Raw genomic sequence first — 19,516 nt, 5'->3', positions numbered from 1 at the left:
CGCTAGCCCTCCGCGATCGCGTCGAAGCGCTGCGCGAGAAAGTCGAGCAGCAGCCGGATCGCATGCGGCATGCCCTTTCGGGTCGGAAACAGCGCATGGATCATGTCGCGCTGCAGCGACCAGCGCGGCAGCACCCGGACGAGACTGCCGTCGTCGAGCGCGGCGCGCGCGACCATCAGCGGCAGCTGGACGACGCCGATGCCGGCGACCGCCGCGCGGCGCAGCGTGAGCAGGTCGGTCGTGACGAAGCGCGGCCGATGACGTACGAGCGTCTCCGTGCCGCTCGGGCCGACGAGCGTCCACGCGTGCCCGGTGACGGGCGGGCCGAAGCCCATGCTCGGCCACGCTTGCAGGTCGGCCGGCAGGCGCGGCTGCCCCAGCCGGTCGAGCAGCGCGGGGCTCGCGACGAGCAGCTGGGTCGAATGGCCGAGCACGCGGACGACGAGGTCGGGGCTGTCCCACGGCTGCGGGCGCGCGTAGAGCGCGAGGTCCAGCCGTTCGCGGACGACGTCGACTCGCCGGTTCATCCCGACGAGCTCGATGTCGATGTCCGGATATTGCGCGGCGAACGCGACGAGCATCGCGCCGACATGCGCGTGCAGCAGCGCGATCGGGCACGACACGCGGATCGTGCCGCACGCGTGCGTGCGCGCGGTCTTGACCAGCGCCTGTGCGGCGTCGGCATTCTCCAGCATCGACTTGCATCGCGCGTAGTAGGCCGCGCCGATCTCGGTGACGGCGAAGGTCCGCGTCGAGCGCCGGATCAGCATGACGCCGAGCCGTTTCTCCAGCAGCGCGATGCGGCGGCTCAGGCGCGAGCGCGGCAGCCGCAGTGCGCGCCCGGCCTGCGCGAAGCCGCCGTATTCGACGACCTGGACGAAATAGTAGAGGTCGTTCAGGTCGTAGCCGAGCGTGGGTGCAACCGTACGGGACGAAAGGCGTGACAGCGGGGGCGTGCGGCTGCTCTCTGGCATGAACGATGCGGTGGTGAACGAACGCCGCAATCGCACGGCGTCGGGGGATGGACGTCGCGCGATGCGTGGTCGCGGCGGCGCGTGATTCAGGGATGAAGGACGAGGCGACCGGGGCCGGCCGCGATCAGGCTCATGAAGCCGCCACGACAGCGCAGGAAGTGGAACGGGATCCCGATGGTCGGCGGCCCGATTTGTCAGCTTATGCGATCAGCGACGGATTGCGTAGCCCGCGCGCGTCGAACATTGTGTTCTCACCGGACGAACGGCGGGCGAGTCACAATATCGACTGATACGCGTGTCGATTTGTTTGTATCGCTAATCAATTCTCAAGGAAAATCCGGAAGTGGCGCGGCCGACAGGATTCGTCCTGTGACACCGTGCGCGACAAGTTCCGCGCAGCAGCGTGGGATCAGGACCGGCAGATCGATCCCTCGCAGGAAAGCGACGATCCCGGTCAAACGATTCGTCACGCCGACAGGATACGCATGAACATTTGGCAGAGTTGTGCGGTTGCCGCACTGGCGTCGCTATGCGCGCCCGGCGCGCACGCGCAAAGCAGCGTCACGTTGTTCGGTCTGCTCGACGCAGGCGTGAGCTACGTCAGCAACGAAGGCGGGCATGGAAGCGCGAAATTCGACGACGGCATCTATACGCCAAGCATGGTCGGCTTGCGCGGCAGCGAGGACATCGGCGGCGGAACGCGGGTGATTTTCCAGCTGGTGAACCAGTTCGCGTTCGGCAACGGGGCGATCATCGGCAACGGGCTCTTTGCGCGCACTGCCTACGTCGGCATGCAGAACGACCGGTTCGGCACGTTGACGCTCGGCAACCAGTACGAGTTCATGGCCGACACGCTGTTCTTCAGCGGCATCGACGCCGCCGGGGATGTCGGCGGGCTTTACAACCTGCGCAACGGGCCGTTCCAGAAGCTTGCACTGCCCGGCAATCCGACCGGCGCGTTCGACTGGGACCGGATGGCGGGCAGCCAGCGCGTCGCGAATTCCGTCAAGTACGTGAGCCCCGTCGTCGGCGGATTGAAGGCGGGTGCGCTTTATGCGTTCGGCGGCGTCCCGGGGTCCATCGGCGCCGGCAACACGGTGAGCGTGAGTCTCGACTACGAGGCCGGGCCGTTTGGCGCGGCCGCGGCATATACCAACCAGAAGTATGGCGCGCAGCCGGGTTCGGTTGCGACGAGCGTGCGCAACTGGGGCGCGGGCGCGCACTACCAGCTCGGCCAGGTGAAGGTGAGCGCGCTTTTCACGACGGTGCGCAACGCCGCCAACGGCGGCGCGGCATGGATGAGCGAGTTCGGCGGCGTCTGGCAATTGACCGGCCCGATCCGGATCGGCGCCGACTACATGTACATGAAGGGCAACGCGGTGCTCGACGACAATCACGCGCATCAGGTCACCGCGACACTCCAGTATTCGCTGTCGAAGCGGACGATGGTGTACGCAAGCGGCGTGTGGCAGCGCGCAAGCAGCGGCGCGCACGCGCAGATCAACGGCGTGATGGACCCGGACGGCGCATCCTCCGGCGCGAACCAGGCGATTGCCCGCGTCGGCATTCATACGATTTTCTGATCAGCTCCGCGAGACGGAGAACGGCGTTCCATTCCCGGCGAAAGACATCGTGAACGCATCGTGGCGCACGATGCGATGCCGGAAGCGGGAATGACCCGATATTGGCGGTGGTTCGCGGTCGATATACTGCGCGACGTTGGGGGCTGGAATCTCGTCATCCTGCCCGCGAAGCGCCGGGAAGACACGACAACGATCGTCGGAGAGACCGATGAGCAATAGATGCGCTGCTGCTGTGCCGCCGGAAACCCGAGCGCAACGGGTGCGCGCGCAATCGATCGCGACCTCGCACGGCCGGATCGACGCCGCCGTCGAATCCCTGAACCCCGCGATGACCGCATCCCCGATGCCCGAACCCCGCCCGGCTCGACGCCGACCTCGAATCCGCCCGGCGGCAAGCCACAGATGACGCGGGATAGGGAGGGTTTCACCTACTGCGCGGCACGGTAAATCACCAGGCACATCACGGAAAAGATCATCGATGATCGGCAACGGGCGGCACGGTCGGTGGCGTGGCGATGCCCGAGCGGGCAGGGCATCGCCGGTGCGCGCGTATGGCGTGCTGGGCGCCTTGCTCGTTGCGGCGCCATGCGCGTGGGCGCAGGGTTCGGTGACGCTGTACGGTCTGCTCGACACCAGTATCGAGGTCACGAATCCGGGCGGCGGGTGGGTGCCGCGGATGGATTCCGGCGCCTATCGCGGATCGCGGGTCGGCCTGCGGGGCCGTGAGCCGATCGGCGGCGGCACGAGCATCCTGTTCGCGCTCGAGAGCGGTTTCAGCACGGCCGACGGCACGTTGTCGACGGCGGGCACGCTGTTCAGCCGCCAGGCGTGGATCGGCATGGGCGGCCCGTGGGGCGAAGTGCGGGTGGGGCGGCAATATTCGCCGATCTATATTCCGTTCAAAGGATCGATCGACGCGTTCGGCGCGGGCACGATCGCGTCCGGGCTGAACAACCTGTCGAAGATCACGCCGTACGTGAGCAATGCGATGACGTATCTGTCGCCGACGCTCGCGGGATTCGATGCGACCGTGATGATGGCGCTGCGCGCGCCGGACGACAAGGACGGCAACGGGCTCGCCGGCAACTTCGAGACGGTGTCGTACCGGTACGGGCCGTTCCGGATCGCCTACGCGCACCAGCAGACGCACGGCAGCGGCGCGCTGCGCGCGAACCTCGGCGGCATATCGTATGACGTTGGCAAGGCAACGTTGTTCGCGGACTGGTTCAATGGATCGGGCGGCGGCAAGCCGGCCTATCGCGACGACGGCATCGCCGTCTCGCTGCGCTATGCGTTCATGGCGAATGTCGATGCGTCGCTCGGCTATGCATATGTGCGCGACCGCTCATCGGCGCGCAACAATGCCGATCAGTTCAGCGCGATGTGCGAGTACAGCCTCTCGAAGACGCTGCAGCTCTACGCAAGTGCGGGCTGGCTGCGCAATCGCAACCAGGCGACGTTCACGCTGCGCGGCGTCAATGTGACGGGCCTGCCGCCGACGTACCCCGGCGCGCCGGTGCGCGGCGTGCAGTTCGGCATGATCGACCGCTTCTAGGCAGCACGATCGATCCGCGCAGAGGCGTCGCATTCGTCGTCGCGGCGCATCGTTTCGCGATCCTTGTAATTGGACAGGGCGCTCCCTATGCTTTTACCGAAATTCGTCTCTGCATCGAACTCGCCGTGGACGCCGTGAAGGGTGGATGCGGGGCATCCGCTGTCCATCGAAAAATCGGCCAGGCGGGGTTTGTTCTTCGGGAGGCCGGCCGGGCGCCGGCCAGGCAATCAACCGTCTCATGGAGGGGGAAATGCTAAACGAGTTCAGCAGACAAAGCGCTTGTCGGCCGTCGTCGCCGCGCCGGCGGATTCTCGTCGCGGTGGCGCTGGCGGGAGGTGTCGTGGCCGCCGGCCATGCTGCAGCACAAAGCGCAGGGGATTGGCCGATGGCGGGGCAGAACGTCCATAACACCCGCAGCGCGCCGGGCGAGCGCGCGATCGGGGTGGACAGCGTCGCGAAGCTGGCGCCGCGCTGGACGCTCGACACGGACGGCAATGTCGCCGCCACGCCGACGGTGGTCGACGGGGTCGTCTACGTTCCCGACTTCGGCGGCACGTTGTGGGCCGTCGATGCCGCGAACGGGCAGGTGAAGTGGCACAAGAAGGTCAGCGACTATACCGGGATTCCGAACGACGCGTCGCGCACCAGCCCGGCGTATTGGAACGGCACGCTGGTGATCGGACAGGGCACGCAGATCGCCGTCAATCCGACCGGCGCCTACGTGCTGGGCATCAAGGCCGCGGACGGGGCGCCGCTGTGGCGCACGCAGGTCGAGACCGAACCGACCGCCATCATCACCAGTTCGCCCGTCATCGACGATGGCGTGGTCTACGTAGGCGTATCGTCGCGGGCCGAAGCGCTCAAGGACGTTCCCAAGTACCGGGGCAGCGTCGCGGCGCTCGACGCGACGTCGGGCAAGCTGCTCTGGAAGACGTACATGGTGCCCGTGGGCTATACGGGCGGCTCGGTCTGGGGCAATACGCCGGTTGTCGATCGCGAGACCGGGCTCCTGTATGTCACCACCGGCAACAACTTCACCGTTCCGGCCGGCGTCTGCCGGTATCCGACGCAAAAGAAATGCAAGCCGACGGCGGCGGCCAATCACATCGACAGCTTCGTCGCGCTCAACCTGAAGACCGGCAAGATCGCGTGGGCCACCCGCACGCTGCCTGCCGACATGTCGACGAACTACGACCACGAAGATGGTCCGGATTACGACTTTGGGTCAGGTCCCAACCTGTTCAAGACGACGATCGGCGGGCATGAGCGGACCCTGCTCGGCGCCGGCCAGAAGAGTGGCGTCTATTGGGCGCTCGAGCCAAAGACGGGCAAGGTCGTCTGGCATACGCAGGTCGGCCCCGGCAGCCTGCTCGGCGGCATGCTGTGGGGAACGGCCGCCGACGGCAAGCGGGTCTACGTGTCGATCGGCAACCTCAAGCACGAGCCGATTCCCGTCGATTCGCCGAAGGGCACGACGACCACCACGGGCGGGATCTGGGCGGCGGTCGACGCGGCGACGGGCAAGGTGTTGTGGCGCACGGCCGATCCGCAGCAGATGATGGACACCGTCGCGATGTCCGCGGCGAACGGCCTGGTCTATGCCGGTTCGCTCGCCGGCAGCGGCGCGAACATGTATGCGCTCGATGCGGCGACCGGCGAAATCAAGTGGAGCTTCGAGAGCGGCGGCGCGGTCGTGTCCGGCGCGGCGATCGTCGACGGCACGGTGTACTGGGGGAGCGGCTATCACACGAAGGTGCTCGGGCTGCCTTATGCCGGCGACAACCACAAGCTCTATGCGTTTGCCATCACGAAGCAGTGAGCCGGACGGTTGAAGGCCCGGCTCGCAACGGCTGAATCCCGTGTCAAGCGGGATTCAGCCGTTTGTCAGGCGATACGGGACAGCTCGAAGACTTCGGCCCGCTCGATATTCTGCGCGCCGCCCGCGTGAAAGCGCAGAATGTGTTCGCCTTGCGTGTGATGTTTCGCCCGCAACGCCGCATCTGCCCAATGCTCGACGAACACGAACCGGCGCGGGTCCTGGTTGTCGACATGCACCTCATATCGCAGGTTTCCCTCCTCGTTTTGCGATGGCGCGGCCAAGGCAGTCAGGTCCTTGCGCAACTGCGCCTCCTGCCCTGGCTTCGCGTACAGGACGGCGACGATATGGAGATCTTTCATGCTCTGCTCCGGTGGTGAGCGCGTGTTCGGATGCGATTCGGATGGGTCGAAAGCGCCGGATGGATGGCGACCCCGCCAGGCGCTTACAGGTGAATGGCCAGCCGCCCCGGACCGGCCGCGATCAGGAGCGTGAACCCGCCGATGATGCTGATGTGCTCGAGAAAGCCGGTCAGCATCAACGTGCGCTGATTGCCCTGCTGATTCCAGAAGTCGTAAAACACGACGGCCGTCGCCAACGTGAAGGCGGCCAGCAGGAGCGACGCGATGGTCGTATGGAATCCGGCCATGATGGCCCCGCCGCACGCGAGTTGAACCGCGATCGTGCTCGCCAGCGCGAGCTTCGGCAGCGGCAGGTTCCTGGCCTCGACTTCCTCGAGGCCGTGCTTGAAAAACAACAGCTTGTTGATGCCGCTCAGCACAAACATCAATGCGATGAACAGGCGCCCTGCGAACAGGAGGTAGTCGTTCATGATGTGTCTTGACTGGAGAGGACGCGATCTCGACGGGAGGTCCGGCGCGTCGCGGCGCCGGACCTCGGGCGAACGCCGCGCATCGGATGCGCGGCGCGCGGCACGCGTCAGCTCTTGTCGTACGAGAACTGGATGCCGGCCGTGCCGCCCGTCTCGATGAACAGGTTGATGAACGCGGGCACGGTGTCGCTGCGCGCCCAGTCGCGTTGCAGTTCGCAGAACAGCTGCGCGACGCTGATCAGCTGGCCGCCGGCTTGCTCGATGCGGCGCAGCGCGGCTTCGTGCGCGGCGACCGACGTGCCGCCGACCGCGTCGGCCACCACGTACACCTCGTAGCCGGCCTTCAGCGCGTCGAGCGCCGGGAACGTCAGGCACGCTTCCGTCCAGAGCGCGGTCATGATCAGTTTCTTGCGGCCGGTCGCCTCGACGGCCTTGCGGAACTCGACGTCTTCCCACGAGTTGATCGACGTGCGGTCGTAGGTCGGATGGTCGCCGAGCACCGCGCGCAGCTGCGGAATCGGCGGCTTGTTCAGGCCCGTCTTCACGTTCACGGTCGAGTGCACGATCGGCAGCTTGTACGCGATCGCGGCCTTCGACGCGCCGACGATGTTGTTGATCAGCAGTTGGCGATCCATCGACGCGATCGAATTCACCTGAACCGGCTGGTAGTCGATGACGATGAACGCGGAATTCTGCGGCGTGAGCAGATGGTCGTTTGCGGGGTCGCGAATCGGTTCGCTTGCCATGGCTCTCTCCTGGTGGGGGTAACGGGTGGAAATGGGACGCCCGATTGCGGCGCGCCGCAATCGGGAGAGGCCCGATACGAATGCCGTTGCCGGCGGCCCGATGCATGCGAGGCCGCCGGCGAGCCCAGTCAGATTAGGCGAATGCCCGCGCGCTGCGTAGCCGGCAGGGACAGAACTCTGTGTTCTCGCTCAGCGAACGGCGCGTACGCGCGGCGGGGGACCGGCGGGCCTTCGTCGCGAAGTAGATGCCCGTGACCATTGCGATCCAGATCGGCCCGACGACCACCGCGATGCGCGTGTCCGGATACGCTGCCATCAGCGCAATCACGACGACGAGGAACGCCATCGCGACGGCGTTGCAATACGGAAAGAGCGGTGCGCTTTGCGGCATGTCGTCTCCTTCCGTGGCCTGCGCACGGGCGGCGCTTGCCTGCCCGTTGCGGCCGTTGTCTGTTGTCAGTTGGGGATGGTGGGGATCGCGCGGAATTGGGCCGCACGAACCGTGCAGCGATTATTTCGAAGAGCCGCGCCAACAGACAGCTGGCAAAGAGGCAGGATCGGCAGGCGATGTGCGCAATCTGCTCGCCGTGGCCGGCGTTTTGCATGCGCCGAAACGACACGCGGGCGGCGACGAATCCCGTTCGCCGTCGCCCGCGCTATTCATGCTGCATGTCGCGCGCTGGCCGATCGCCGCGCGCCTTCCCGCACCGTCAGCCGTCGTCGGCCTTGGCCTGCAAATCCTTCAAACCCTTGATCACGACCAGCAACGCGCGCCCGTGCTCGTCGGAGCCGTCCCACGCGTCTACGATCGCGTCGCGCAGCAATTCGTTATAGCGGCGCTGCGACGGATGCACGTCGACGCCATAGAAAGTGCATAGCTTATTGAATGGGGTGCTGCGACGCAGGCGCCGGCCGTTCGACTGCCGAAGGCGCGACACGGTCGGCTGGCTGACCCCGGAAAGCCGCGCTATTTCGCTGGATGAGCGGGTATCCGCCGACAAGCGGCGCAACAGGTCATCAATGGGAAAATCATCGTCAGGGGCTTCCATGTCATGCATTATACCTATACAGTTACGGTTGTTGAATGACTTGCTGAAACTGGCAAGCGGCTGCGCCCTGAGAAAGTTGATGACACTGAAACACCTCCCTCGTACGTTTTGCTGGACCAAGATCGGCGCCGAGCCCGGCGAAGAACTGGCCACCGTGGTGCTCCGCAAGGAATGGGAGCGCCGGCTGGGAGGCGGGCGGTTTTTGTGGGGGATCAACCAGCCGCTCGGCAACAGCGCGCAGGTCGCCGCGCATCGCACGGGCTCGCTGCTCGCGCTGTTCTCGCCGGTCGCGGCGCGTACGCGCGCGGCTGAGCGTGGGCGGGGCAACGTGCTGTTGTGGAATGCGTGGGTCGATGCGAGCGGCCAGGTGCGGCCGCTGCCGCCGCACACGTTCATCACGAGCCGCGCGAAGCTGCCGTCCGGCCGGCCGCGCGAGCATCACTACGCGCTCGTGTGTGCGTCGTCCACCGCGCTAACGATCGGCACGCGCCTGCGCGTGTATCCGGAACAGCTGCGCAGCGTGAGCACTGGCAGGGCGCTCGGCGCCGCGCAAGGCGCGGTCGTCGTCGACTCTCTTGGCCGGCCCGCGGAGCAGGGCGGCAAAAGCTATCCGATCGCGCTGTCGGTCGAGCTCGAGGCGCCGTATTTCGTGCGCCTCACGCAGCCGAGCGTGCTGAAGGCGCGCGATCTCGCGGCGGTGAACAAGGCGACGCGCGACGGCGATTTCGACCGTTTCGTCGAGCTGGTCACGCGCTTGCGCGGCCGCTCGTCGACGGACGACGTGCGTGGGGTCACGCGCGACCTGTTCGACGTGCCGCTGATCGAAACGGCGTCGGCGTATGTCGCGCCGGCGCATGCCACGCGCCTGCGCAGTCGTCCGGCTACGGAGGATGCGCGCGGCTTCACGCGCGATCTGTTCGATTTGTCGCCGGGCGAATCCGCGCCGTTCGGCGGGCTGACGCATCCGCGTGTCGGCCGCGCGTAACGCACTCGGCGGTTGAACAGAGTGGCAGAGTCTTGAGAGGGGCAGCGCAATTGAAGCGCGTGCGGCGGACGTTCCGCTTCACGCAAGAAATTGTTGCAATCTCGTCGTGGCGGATCGGCGAGCGCAGAGGGACAATCGGCTGATGCGCGCAGCGCGGCGGCCGATGCGTTGACCGGCAGTTGGCTTTGTTCATGCCGTCGCCATGCGCACCACGCACACTGAGCGTCGGCATGCTTCACACAGCATTCTGAGGGAGAAGTGTCGATGTCCACCCACATCTGTTCGCGAGAAGCCCGGGCCGCACAACGCTTCGTCGAAGCGACGCGCAACGTCGATCAGGCGTTCCGCGCGGTGCGCGGCGAAGCCGACGACGACGCGTCGTCGGTCGAATATGCGATGGCGATGTCCCGGCTGGATCGCGCGCTCGACGAGCTGGCGCGCGCACAGGAATTCTTCGACAAGGTCGTGAGCGACGACGCGCGCGAGCGCAACTGATTCCCCGATTCCCCTATTCCCCGTCTCCCGCTTGCATGGCGTCGATCGCAACGATCGACGCATTCCTGTCCTTCCGTATGCGGCGCTGAAGGCCGCGCGCTGAATTTTTCCGCTGACGTGCGATAGCGCGGCGCTCGCACGTGATGTGGAAGGTGGTGCGTCAGCCGGCGTGTGATGGTGCGGTGGTCGCGGGGCCTGCGACGTCGGTGTGCCGGCGGAATGCGTAGCCGCTGCGCTGGAACGACGACGCGAAGAACAGCACCTGGTAGCGGATCGCGTTCGCCCAGTAGTCCCACGTGTGGCCGCCGGGCCGCTCCGCATAGTCGTGCGGCACGCCGAGCGCGATCAGCCGTTCGTGCAGCGTGCGGTTTGCGCCGACGAGGGAATCGTCGGATCCGCAGTCGATCGTCAGGTCCATGTGCGCGTGCGCGAATGCGCGGGCGCTCTCGACGATCGCATTGCGGCTCCAGAACGACGGATGCCGCCCCGGGTCGCCGAACACGTGATCGATGCCCGGCTCGTCCTCGCATTTGCGCGGATCGACCGCGCCGCTGATGCTGCCGGCCGCGCCGAACGCGTCCGGCCGGTCGAGCGCGATGCGCAGCGCGCCGAAGCCGCCCATGCTGAGGCCGGTGATTGCGCGGGCCCGCTTCGTCGCGATCGTGCGGAAATGCGTGTCGATGTATGACACGACTTCCTTGCCGACGAAGGTTTCGTAGCGGCTGCCCGAATCGAACGGGCTGTCCATGTACCAGCTTTCGTGGCCGCCGTCGGGCATCACGAGAATCACGTGATAGCGGTCGGCCAGTTCGCCGATCCGCGTGTTCGCGGTCCAGTCGGTATGGTTGCCGCCCGAGCCGTGCAGCACGTAGACGGCGGGGAAGCGGTCGGCGTGGGTACTGTGCGTGTAGGCGTCGGGCAGCACGACGGTCGCCGCGAACGACTGGCGCATCGTCGCGCTGGGAATCGTGACCACGCGCGTCTGGAAGGCCCAGACGGGGCTTGCGACGGCAAGCAGCAGGAACAGCTGGAGGGCGCGCGCCATGTTCGTCGATCGTCGCATTCGTCGTGTCCGCCAAATGGCCGGGCAGGGCCGGAAACCCTATGTGGAATCACTTTAGCAACGGTGCCTTTCAACCAAATTTCGGTGGTGCATGCGGGTTGTCAGGTTGGCGGGGCGGTCGCTTTACCCCAGGCAGCGCTCGACCGATGCGCGGAAGGCTTCGGGCTGTTCCGTCGTCATCATGTGTCCGCCTCCGCCGATGATCTCGAGGCCGGCGCTGCGCGCCAGCGCCCAGTCCGGCACATGCCAGCCGTCGCGCGAACGTTCGCCGGCGATCAGGTAGACCGGGTGGCGTTCGAACACCTGCGCGAGCGCGTTCAGGTAGGCGGCGTCGCCGGTCGTCGCGACTACCGAGCGGCCCATCGCGCGCAGCGTCGATGCGGGCTGATGGGCGAGCCAGCGGGTGGCCTTGGTTGCCAGCTCCGGAGCTGGATCGGCGATGGCGCCGCGCAGCCAGGCGAGCGGGTCGGCGCGCAATGTGTCGAGCATCGCATCGGCTTCGGCGGGCGACATGCGTCCGACCGATGCTGACCAGAACGCGTCGTCCAGCGTGAAATTCCCCTCGACGTTGACGATCCGGCGCACGCGCGCGGGATGTGCATGCGCGAACAGCATCGCGATCGCGCCGCCGACGGAGTGGCCGACGATGTCGACAGGTGTGTCGCCGAAGTTGGTGTTGATTGCTTGCCGCAGATGTTCGACCTGTGCAGCGAGCGTGATGGTGTCGGGCGGTGCTGCGCGATGCGTGCCGTAGCCGAGCAGGTCCGGCGCGAGGTGCGGGCCGGGCCAGGACGGCATGTCGAACGTGCCGATGAAGCCGTGGATGAAGACGACGGGTGTGTGGAGGCTCATGCGAGGCGCGGGTTCAGCTCGGCGAGCAGTTCGCCGAGTTCGACGGAATGGGTGCGGTCGTGGTCGAGCAACTCGTGCACGAGCTCATCGAGCGACATGCGGCGGATGCCGTCGCGTAGGCCGCAGCGCGTCAGTTCGGCCGGTGAAAGCGTCGCGAGTGTTGCGCACAGATGGCGCCGCGTGGTGCGGAACGCATCAAGTGCTTCGCCCAGATCCTGATGCAGGTAGTCGCGCTGTTCGGCGAGCACGGTGCCGTCGACCGATGCGATCACCGGCAGGTCGGCGGTGCGCACTGCGTCGATGCGCGCGGCGAATATCGCGTCGAGGTCGCGCAGGTGGCATGCGTGTTCGACGAGTGAGAAGCCGGTGCCGTCGGGGCGTTGGGTTCTCAGTGCGGTGGGTATGTGGGTGACGAATGCGGCGAACGTGTCGGGCATGCGCGCGAGTTCGCTGACGATGTCGGCAAAAGGCAGCTGTTGCGGGTACGGGCTGAATACGGCGCCGTAGCTGAACAACGCGCCGCCGAGGCGGCCGCGCGCCTGGACGACATCGTGGCCGTGGCGCCGCATCACGTCGGCGACCATCGCGCCGCAGAACTGGCGTGCGGTGGTTTCGGTCGAGATTTCGGGGAATTTTTGGGCGATTTCGTCCTGGATCGCGCCGATCGCGGCGACGCCGACGCGGGAAAGGGCGGCGAATTCGAGGTAGCGGTCGGGTTGGGCGATCAGGGCTTCGAGCTGTGCGCCGAGAGGGGTGGTGCGGAAGCGGTCGAAGCGGGAGTGCATCGCGGGGCGGGTCTGGATTGTAACGTTGCAAAACGATACGTTATTGAGGAGTGCCGTGTCAATCTGCCGGCTTGGGCGGCGCAGCCGGTCGTGTGAAGCGGGAGGCGTGACGAGGGGGTATCGAGAGCCATTCAACATGGAGGTATGTTTGCTCTCCTCGAAATTGGATACCGATTTGATCGATTCGCAAATAACGCTATCGGGAACTTGGCAAGCAATTAGTTGGGCGACTGCCCATTGTCGGCCAGAAGGCGTCAATCGCGATGGTCCGGCGTTGCGCGGCTTACTAACTTACATTACCGAACCGTTCTACGTCTCACGACCGTTCCTTGCAGAATACGGAGATTGATTTTTTCCTTCCAGGCCTTCTGTGCTGATGAAAGAATCCGCTTTCGAACTGTTGCTCGGAGAAAGTCGGGTTCTTTGTCGAAAAGAAAACCCCTAGCCTCTGCGTAGGCAATCACTGCCAAGTTCGGGTTTGCCGATGGATTCTCCTTGATGCGACGTAGGCCGTCAAAGAGATTTCCAGTATCAATCCCAATGAACTGGTTAACGCATACGTTACCGACATAGGTTCGATGTCCAGTCACTGTATTGCGGATATAGCAGTGCTCCTTGATATCTTGACCGCACGGGCAAGAATCAAATTCATCACTAACTTCGACAGATTCAAGAACCCACTCGGTTCGCGCTGCTTCGAAATTTTTCGATTTAGAAAGTGGCAGGATATGCTCCCGCAAGCGTTCGAAGTTGTGAGTCATGTGGTCCTCCGAGTCGTGAGTGATGAGTCTTCCCGTATTTTTCAGATATGTAAGATCGCCTATGATTTCGAGTTCGTCTCTCGGATCTTCGTGCAAATTGACGCCAGTCCGAGTGAGTTGGACAAACAATGGTCTGTAGTTAAAAATCTCCGCGCCAGTGTAGTTTGCTCACGATCGCCTATGGTGCAATGCGGCGGAACCAATCCCGCATGACTTGACGTACCCGAGCGATCTCTTCATCTGGTATAGCAGACATGTGGCAAATCGCATTTCGAAGATGGCCAATCATCCGGGCTTCCTGAATGAGAGTCTTGTCGCGCAACATATCTTCAAAATGACTTTTCCAGCAATGGTCAATCACTCGGATAATCTGAGGATACGTCATAAGGGCAGATTTATCCCGGGAACCAAGAGCCATCCAACTCTTCGACTCCTCGTTTTCTTCTAGCTTGACAATTTCATCGCGAACATCTTGTGGCAATTTCTGCCACCAATCGTCAGCAGCATCATTCGAAAGAACTTCAACAGCAAACTCTCTAAGATAATTCTCGAATGCAAAAAATAGCTTGTATGCCTCGGCAGCTTCCATTGCTTCACGGACAGTCTCTGGCATGGTGGCTGCCAAATCGTGCGACGCAGAGATTCGCAGAGGTTCTGGGGGAACAAGACCAGGCAAATTTCGCATCTCGCGAGATGCGGTTTGACCTAACATAAGAAAGAGTGCAAGCCGTTGATCGTTCATGATTCAAATGATCGGCGAAGGGCATTGAAGATATTTAGATACGTCTCTTCGGCAGCGTTGGCTGGCAAATGAATTTGAATATTGTAATGAAACTCCGGCTTGAGTCGGGCGCCCAGTGCGCGTTCGACGTTTGTCGATGAGCCATCAACTTCCCTTGTGGCAGTTGTATCTGGTTCGTTTTTGACGGATTCCTCGCCGCTAAAATCTGAAATCTTAATAAGTGAGGCATAAGTCCCCTGAATTTTCATCGTCATGCCGGTATCTGAGCCAGCAACTTGAGAAATAAGTCCCTTAAGTTCGGAGCTCGATAAATTATGTGCATTCTCATTTGCAGCATATAGTGGTTCATATGCTCGTCGAACTGCATCGGCGATGGCTTTCGGTGCGCGATTTGAATTTTTTAGTTGGTCGTAGTTCGGTGTTGGGCGTCCGGCACTGTCCAGAAACCCTAGCGTCTTAAGTAAAGCTATAAGTTGGCGATCGGTGGAGTTTTTTAGACCAATTGTTTCGGCTAAGTATCGAGTCGTGAAATTTTCTGGCTTCTTCGCTGACGAAATTCGTTGAAAAAGCTCCGCAACGTTCTTGTAGCTTGCGAGATAAGGAAGTTCGGCTGCCATCGTGTCCCCGACAATATGGAATTTTTTGTGATGTACCGCTGCGCGTCCTAATGGGCGGCACCCTCTAATCTATCAGAGAAAAATGCAACCTCGTCGACCAACGGGTTCCCCCGTTGGGGCTGGCTGCTACCTGGTCAGGCAGATGATGACGGAAGGGGTTATTTATGGTTGATCGCCGATTTCCGGAATACGTCGCGCAGCCAACTACGGACGTCGACTTCTGCTTCCACAGGGAGGTTCTAACGTCGGCTGCTCGCAGAAAGCGGACCTTCGTTCGCTGATAGTTCGGACTGCGTCGCGGTGCTTCGACACGCTTGCCGCTCGGGTTCACTCCCTGGTAAGGACGGCCATTCGATCGAAAAACCGCTTGGCCCAAGGAGACGCAGCGGCGATGCGCTCAGGATCTAATGTTTTCAGTATCTTGAACGAGTGCGCGCCCTTCCCATATGGATCTTTCGTTTTGCAATCTTTGCTCGCGTTCGCCAAGGCGTCATACAACAACTCCTTCGCGACGGTCTCCAGGTTTGCTTTGGGTAGCCTGGATACTTGAAAGCCTGCACCAAAAAACGCAGAAAGCGCAGATGGGTCCGCAACCAACCACATCTCCATGCATTGCGTCATCAAATGACAATCATCAGCGCTGGCGGGTTCCGGCTTAGCCCATTCATCTCCTGCACGTAAGCGCAGATGTTCCCACGGGTGCTCTGTGGTGACACTGGACTCGCTATCGACGAGCAGCACGCACGGGGCGTCGCCACGCTCGACTGCTTTTGTGTACGCGCGATACGTAGTCGAGCGACCGCCGCAAGCTTTGACGGTGAACCTATGCGAAGGCACCTTGCTGCTCTTAAGCAACGTCTTGAAGGCGTCTCGGCACTGGGAGCGGAGATCACTGTCATCGCCACCTCCTTCAACATAAAGCGTTGTTGTCTCAAGCGCTTGTGTTTTCACAGGGGGGTAGTGCTCAACAAACCAGTCGCGGATGGCAGCAACATCTGTACTTGAAGTTATCTGCTGGGTTTGCACCACTGTTTCTAGGACATGTTCTCCATCGGGGCTAAGCGCTCTACGGACGAGTTCAACTACAGTGCCAGCTACTGCACTACTTTCAAGGTTGACTGCGACGCCCTGATGACATGAGGCCGCGCCGAGGCCAAAGACGTTTGTGCCATTGTGCAGATAGTCAACTCCATGTGTTATTCCTTCTGTGAGCCATGCCGAGTGCGGCTTGTACGGCGCGCGTCTCAGAAGCTCGAGCAGAAACGCCCAGTGATCGCGATAACGGTCGCCCGCCAGTACTTCACCCAGAGTGAGAGGCTGCTCCGTGTTATCCAGTGCGAAGCTTGAAATGTTGTCGGTGTCAAGACACAACCAGAAAGACGAAGAGAGTTCGTTAAGAGCGTGCAGTACTGACACAAATCGTTCCACGGCGGCAAGTGCCTGTTGCGTAGATGGCCTGGCTGAAAACCGCGACTGCTCATTGAAGAAGATACCTGGCACTTTTTTTGTACCCTCTCATGCATCGCGCAAAAGAGCGCGCAGGGCTTTTTCCCACTGATCGAAAAACCCGGATGGCCACTGATCAAGTCTTCCCCCGGCATCAATTTCTGGCTGGTCATGAGCGACCTTTCCCGAAGCATGTCGCCCAAAAAAATGGAATGCTACTTGTATCGGTGTGAGCGTTTTGCACTTCACCGCGAGCCGAATCGCATTTAAGACATGGTCACTGTGCGTTTCAACGAGCACCTGAACGCCATCTGCGGCAGTTTTCGATAACAAGTCCCCGAGAACGGCCTGTCCTTCCGGATGCAGATGCGCTTCCGGATTCTCTATGAGCAGCAAGTCGCCTTTCCTCGCACTCAGGCACGCAGTGATGACGGGAAGAACGCAGGTAAGGCCGAATCCCACGTGCGTTGAGCGGCGCGCATTCTCCGCCACGTCACCCGCGCGTCGATAGCTGAAGCCAAGCTTGACGTAATCGAGGCCTGAGACCGGCGATACCTTGACTCCAACCCCAGCGCTGATCGGTTCGAGCCACTGGTTTATAGCCTCATCAAGTTTCAGCGCATCGCCGTCAGAGACGATTCTTTGTCGCCGCTTCTCGACCCGCTCGTCCTTGTGTCGAAGGATAAAGTCGGCAGTATATTCGCCACGCGGTCCGAGGAACCGGCGATCCATCACCATATGTGAAGAGCGGGGGAAAACTTGCTGAGGCGATATGCGATCCGCTCGTAAATATTGGAATGACTTGGGAAGAAGCAACGGCCGTTCGATCGGGCCGTCAGCGAGATTCAGAACGTCTCCCTCAGACTCGAAGTGCATTTTCCAGTCGGTTGAGGTTGATTCATCCTCCAGCCGTACGTCGATAGTAGACGTCAAACCCTCAGAGAAATATATCTCGTTGCCGGATCCGAGCTCGACCAGTTCGCCGTTAAGCTCTATGGCAGTGATCCGGTCGTCGCGCAAATAGGCTTGTTCAAGCAAAGCGACGGCTTGCAGCACAGAGCTCTTTCCGGAACTGTTATTTCCCGATAGAACAGTAAGCTCCGCGAGAGGCAAGGAAAGCCGTTCGAATAGCTTGAAATTACGAAGCAGAAGATGATTAAGCAAGATCGGCCCTTTCAAAGATTCGCTGCATTACTTCAAAACGTGTGAATACGGCTCTTGCGCTGCCGGTAGCTTGAGACACGGCACGCCAAAAATCGACATTGCTTTCGAGCTCTTTGGCAAGGCGCCGCGTCACGGTCGTTCGCCGCTCGGCGAGAGTCGACCGGTTGACCATTGAAATACGGCCGCACAATACCGCTTCTGCCTCAAACAAAGCTCGATTAATCGGAAAAGGGCGGTACGTATCAAGCGAAACTTTGCGAAAGGCGTGCTCCCCAAAAAGACGAGCTGCATTGGCCATTGCAGTCTTGAAGTCTCCGATTTTTTTGTCCGCAAACCCATGGCTCCAGTTGTTCATGGCGTGCATCGCATCATTCAAGAACGACTTCCCGACTGAATGGTCGAAGTATTCCCAAGGCCAAATCTGATCAAAAGCGAAATAACGAAGAATGAGCTCTTGATCGGCGAGGCGCTCCTGAGAGACAGAACCAGCCGTCGCCTCCAGAAACTCGGGGCTATCTGCCAGAGCGCGGAGAATGTCTCTTGCCCGTCCCCCGATGAGTGCGGAACGCAACTCTTGTCCGGAGAGAGGCAGCCCCCCCGTATTGATTCGTTCAAAGACATTGAACTTGACGATCTCAGGAGTGCCCCGTCGGATTACGTGCATGACGAGCGGGGTGTCGAGTATACGTCGCTGGAGCGCAAACGGTAGATCCCGGAAGGTACATCCCTCAAATCCGGACATATATTCGAGACCGACCAGACGAAGGGGGTGAGATGACCTCGTGTCAACGTGACGCTCCAGGGCCTCGGGATCGACGAAACGCATGATTGCGCTGAGTCGTTGCACGCCGTCCACGACGGAATACCTGCCGTCGTCGTCTTCCGAAAGGTAGAGGCTCGGGATGGGCAGGCGCAACAACAGCGATTCGATAAGCCGGCTTTGCAGATGATCGTCCCAAAGCCCATATCGCCGTTGATACTCAGGCATTAGGATGAGCTCAGACAAACGCGTGAGTTGCACTATGTGGTGCACGGTCATGGCGCGGGTGTCTATATCAAGGCTCGCCGGATCAAAGGGTAGCTGTTGATACTCCCTGGCTTCCTCCGTCGAGGCCTCAATTCCCGTAGCGTCCCCCGTAGACGTCAGTTCTTCCAGCACACGGTCGCCCTTGTTCGGCTTGTTGCGAGGAAACTTCTTAAGTGTCATTCCCGATGCCCAGACGTTCTGACGCGTGAAACCATAGTCCGCACACTCTCGCGTAATACGCTGCGTGAGCCCCTTAATCCGATCGATATAAGGCGAATGATCCTTCCGGGTGGGCCGTGGTCGGCCCCGCCACGCGGTTGACGCGCCAACGCTCCAGTTGGCGCCGTAATTTTTTCAGACCGCAGTGTAGCATTTCGGCATAAAGGTGACCCAAGGCCGTCGCGCCTTCGTACGACGGCTTGGCTTGACTCCTGCCTGCGGCGCGCACACCGTGCTAGGTGCGGCGGGCCGATGCTGCCGTGTGTGACGACGGGAGCTTCGTCTGGGGGGGGCACGTGTAATCGACGATCATGCCACCCCGAACGCTGCCGGTGGCGTATTGACCGCCGCACGCCCACCACATCGATTTGGACTGTGACCGCAGGGAACGTCTGGGCCGTTTCGAATCCCGTCCCGACATGGTTGCAGTCCAGAAATGGCGGCCCTAAAGCATCGACCCAGGCGGGAGGAACTCGCTGGGAATCCTGTGTGATGGCTTTAGCCGCGTCGCCTGCTGGATGGGGCAATCCTTGCAGGACGTAGCCTCGATCCGACATAAGCTGTCGTCGATCAGAATCTCGGTAACGGACAAATCGATTTACCGGATCGCATGCAGACAGCTTGCACCCGGAAAAATTGATTTCTTGTATGGAGGCGAGCGTCACGATGACGGCAATCTCAATCCTTCCGTGTCAACCCATCCAGGTACCTGAGATCCAAGAGGCGACTTATTCTCGTTGAGTCGCCATACCGAGCGACTGCTCGACTCTGTTACCTGCCGTTGCGCCTTTGACTACTCGACGGT

General features: G+C 61.9%; 22 protein-coding genes. 6 read left to right on the top strand and 16 right to left on the bottom strand.

Features of this window, described 5'->3' with window-relative positions:
* Nucleotides 1-2: 2 nt before the first annotated feature.
* On the bottom strand, nucleotides 3-974 hold the full coding sequence (locus tag B7P44_RS29775; protein WP_084910102.1) for a LysR substrate-binding domain-containing protein: 972 nt from the start codon (nucleotides 972-974) through the stop codon (nucleotides 3-5).
* 47 nt (nucleotides 975-1,021) lie between these two features.
* Between B7P44_RS29775 and B7P44_RS29770 the strand changes: the two genes are divergently transcribed.
* Both B7P44_RS29770 and B7P44_RS29765 read left to right on the top strand, forming a co-directional pair.
* Complete coding sequence (locus B7P44_RS29770; RefSeq protein ID WP_084909438.1) at nucleotides 1,022-1,264, top strand: hypothetical protein; 243 nt, start codon at nucleotides 1,022-1,024, stop codon at nucleotides 1,262-1,264.
* 195 nt (nucleotides 1,265-1,459) lie between these two features.
* Nucleotides 1,460-2,557: a porin gene (locus B7P44_RS29765; protein WP_084910101.1), complete on the top strand. Its 1,098-nt coding sequence runs from the start codon at nucleotides 1,460-1,462 to the stop codon at nucleotides 2,555-2,557.
* On the opposite strand, the gene B7P44_RS36840 is transcribed toward B7P44_RS29765, so the two are convergent.
* Nucleotides 2,558-3,046 carry a hypothetical protein gene (locus B7P44_RS36840; protein ID WP_133117949.1) on the bottom strand — a complete coding sequence of 163 codons (489 nt, stop codon included), beginning with the start codon at nucleotides 3,044-3,046 and terminating at the stop codon, nucleotides 2,558-2,560.
* Here B7P44_RS36840 and B7P44_RS29760 point away from each other — a divergent pair.
* Both B7P44_RS29760 and B7P44_RS29755 read left to right on the top strand, forming a co-directional pair.
* Nucleotides 3,036-4,112, top strand: coding sequence for a porin (locus B7P44_RS29760; RefSeq protein ID WP_084909437.1), 1,077 nt, complete (start codon nucleotides 3,036-3,038; stop codon nucleotides 4,110-4,112). The two genes, B7P44_RS36840 and B7P44_RS29760, sit on opposite strands and share 11 nt — an antisense overlap.
* 385 nt (nucleotides 4,113-4,497) lie before the next feature.
* Entirely contained in the window at nucleotides 4,498-5,931 is a 1,434-nt protein-coding gene (locus B7P44_RS29755) for an outer membrane protein assembly factor BamB family protein (RefSeq protein ID WP_157721117.1), read from the top strand.
* Nucleotides 5,932-5,996: 65 nt separating this feature from the next.
* Here B7P44_RS29755 and B7P44_RS29750 read toward each other — a convergent pair whose 3' ends face one another.
* From B7P44_RS29750 to B7P44_RS29730, 5 genes are all read right to left on the bottom strand, one after another.
* Nucleotides 5,997-6,290 carry a putative quinol monooxygenase gene (locus B7P44_RS29750; protein ID WP_084909435.1) on the bottom strand — a complete coding sequence of 98 codons (294 nt, stop codon included), beginning with the start codon at nucleotides 6,288-6,290 and terminating at the stop codon, nucleotides 5,997-5,999.
* Between the two features lie 83 nt (nucleotides 6,291-6,373).
* Nucleotides 6,374-6,760, bottom strand: coding sequence for a DoxX family protein (locus B7P44_RS29745; protein WP_084909434.1), 387 nt, complete (start codon nucleotides 6,758-6,760; stop codon nucleotides 6,374-6,376).
* Nucleotides 6,761-6,867: 107 nt separating this feature from the next.
* Entirely contained in the window at nucleotides 6,868-7,506 is a 639-nt protein-coding gene (locus B7P44_RS29740) for a hydrolase (RefSeq protein WP_084909433.1), read from the bottom strand.
* A gap of 133 nt (nucleotides 7,507-7,639) precedes the next feature.
* Nucleotides 7,640-7,897, bottom strand: a complete 258-nt coding sequence (locus B7P44_RS29735; RefSeq protein WP_084909432.1) for a hypothetical protein — start codon at nucleotides 7,895-7,897, stop codon at nucleotides 7,640-7,642.
* Between the two features lie 319 nt (nucleotides 7,898-8,216).
* On the bottom strand, nucleotides 8,217-8,555 hold the full coding sequence (locus tag B7P44_RS29730; RefSeq protein ID WP_084910100.1) for a helix-turn-helix domain-containing protein: 339 nt from the start codon (nucleotides 8,553-8,555) through the stop codon (nucleotides 8,217-8,219).
* Between the two features lie 79 nt (nucleotides 8,556-8,634).
* Here B7P44_RS29730 and B7P44_RS29725 point away from each other — a divergent pair, with 79 nt between their 5' ends.
* Complete coding sequence (locus tag B7P44_RS29725; RefSeq protein WP_084909431.1) at nucleotides 8,635-9,540, top strand: hypothetical protein; 906 nt, start codon at nucleotides 8,635-8,637, stop codon at nucleotides 9,538-9,540.
* A 264-nt stretch (nucleotides 9,541-9,804) separates the two neighbouring features.
* Nucleotides 9,805-10,035 carry a hypothetical protein gene (locus tag B7P44_RS29720; protein ID WP_084909430.1) on the top strand — a complete coding sequence of 77 codons (231 nt, stop codon included), beginning with the start codon at nucleotides 9,805-9,807 and terminating at the stop codon, nucleotides 10,033-10,035.
* 160 nt (nucleotides 10,036-10,195) lie between these two features.
* Here the strand turns inward: B7P44_RS29720 and B7P44_RS29715 are convergent, their stop codons facing one another.
* The 9 genes from B7P44_RS29715 to B7P44_RS29685 all read right to left on the bottom strand — a co-directional run bounded on the left by B7P44_RS29715 (nucleotide 10,196) and on the right by B7P44_RS29685 (nucleotide 18,672).
* The gene (locus tag B7P44_RS29715; RefSeq protein ID WP_084909429.1) at nucleotides 10,196-11,098 is read right to left on the bottom strand and encodes an alpha/beta hydrolase; all 903 of its coding nucleotides are present in this window, start codon (nucleotides 11,096-11,098) and stop codon (nucleotides 10,196-10,198) included.
* A gap of 123 nt (nucleotides 11,099-11,221) precedes the next feature.
* A complete protein-coding gene (locus B7P44_RS29710) occupies nucleotides 11,222-11,950 on the bottom strand; it encodes an alpha/beta fold hydrolase (protein WP_084909428.1) in 729 nt (242 codons plus the stop codon).
* Nucleotides 11,947-12,735, bottom strand: coding sequence for a DinB family protein (locus B7P44_RS29705; protein WP_084909427.1), 789 nt, complete (start codon nucleotides 12,733-12,735; stop codon nucleotides 11,947-11,949). The genes B7P44_RS29710 and B7P44_RS29705 overlap by 4 nt, the downstream gene beginning before the upstream one ends.
* A 296-nt stretch (nucleotides 12,736-13,031) precedes the next feature.
* On the bottom strand, nucleotides 13,032-13,496 hold the full coding sequence (locus tag B7P44_RS29700) for a hypothetical protein (RefSeq protein ID WP_084910099.1): 465 nt from the start codon (nucleotides 13,494-13,496) through the stop codon (nucleotides 13,032-13,034).
* A gap of 178 nt (nucleotides 13,497-13,674) precedes the next feature.
* Nucleotides 13,675-14,238: a Swt1 family HEPN domain-containing protein gene (locus B7P44_RS36835; protein WP_133117948.1), complete on the bottom strand. Its 564-nt coding sequence runs from the start codon at nucleotides 14,236-14,238 to the stop codon at nucleotides 13,675-13,677.
* Complete coding sequence (locus tag B7P44_RS36830) at nucleotides 14,235-14,855, bottom strand: DUF5343 domain-containing protein (RefSeq protein WP_133117947.1); 621 nt, start codon at nucleotides 14,853-14,855, stop codon at nucleotides 14,235-14,237. Before B7P44_RS36830 ends, B7P44_RS36835 begins: the two co-directional genes overlap by 4 nt.
* A gap of 327 nt (nucleotides 14,856-15,182) precedes the next feature.
* Nucleotides 15,183-16,271: a DUF4276 family protein gene (locus tag B7P44_RS36020; protein WP_157721116.1), complete on the bottom strand. Its 1,089-nt coding sequence runs from the start codon at nucleotides 16,269-16,271 to the stop codon at nucleotides 15,183-15,185.
* Between the two features lie 99 nt (nucleotides 16,272-16,370).
* The gene (locus B7P44_RS29690) at nucleotides 16,371-17,414 is read right to left on the bottom strand and encodes an AAA family ATPase (RefSeq protein WP_407924046.1); all 1,044 of its coding nucleotides are present in this window, start codon (nucleotides 17,412-17,414) and stop codon (nucleotides 16,371-16,373) included.
* Nucleotides 17,415-17,457: 43 nt separating this feature from the next.
* Nucleotides 17,458-18,672: a DUF262 domain-containing protein gene (locus B7P44_RS29685; protein ID WP_084909424.1), complete on the bottom strand. Its 1,215-nt coding sequence runs from the start codon at nucleotides 18,670-18,672 to the stop codon at nucleotides 17,458-17,460.
* Nucleotides 18,673-19,516 lie beyond the last annotated feature (844 nt).

This window comes from Burkholderia ubonensis subsp. mesacidophila (genome assembly GCF_002097715.1).
GTDB lineage: Bacteria > Pseudomonadota > Gammaproteobacteria > Burkholderiales > Burkholderiaceae > Burkholderia > Burkholderia mesacidophila.
Note: the sequence above shows the minus strand (reverse complement) of the source record. Positions and strands in the feature narration are given on the sequence as shown.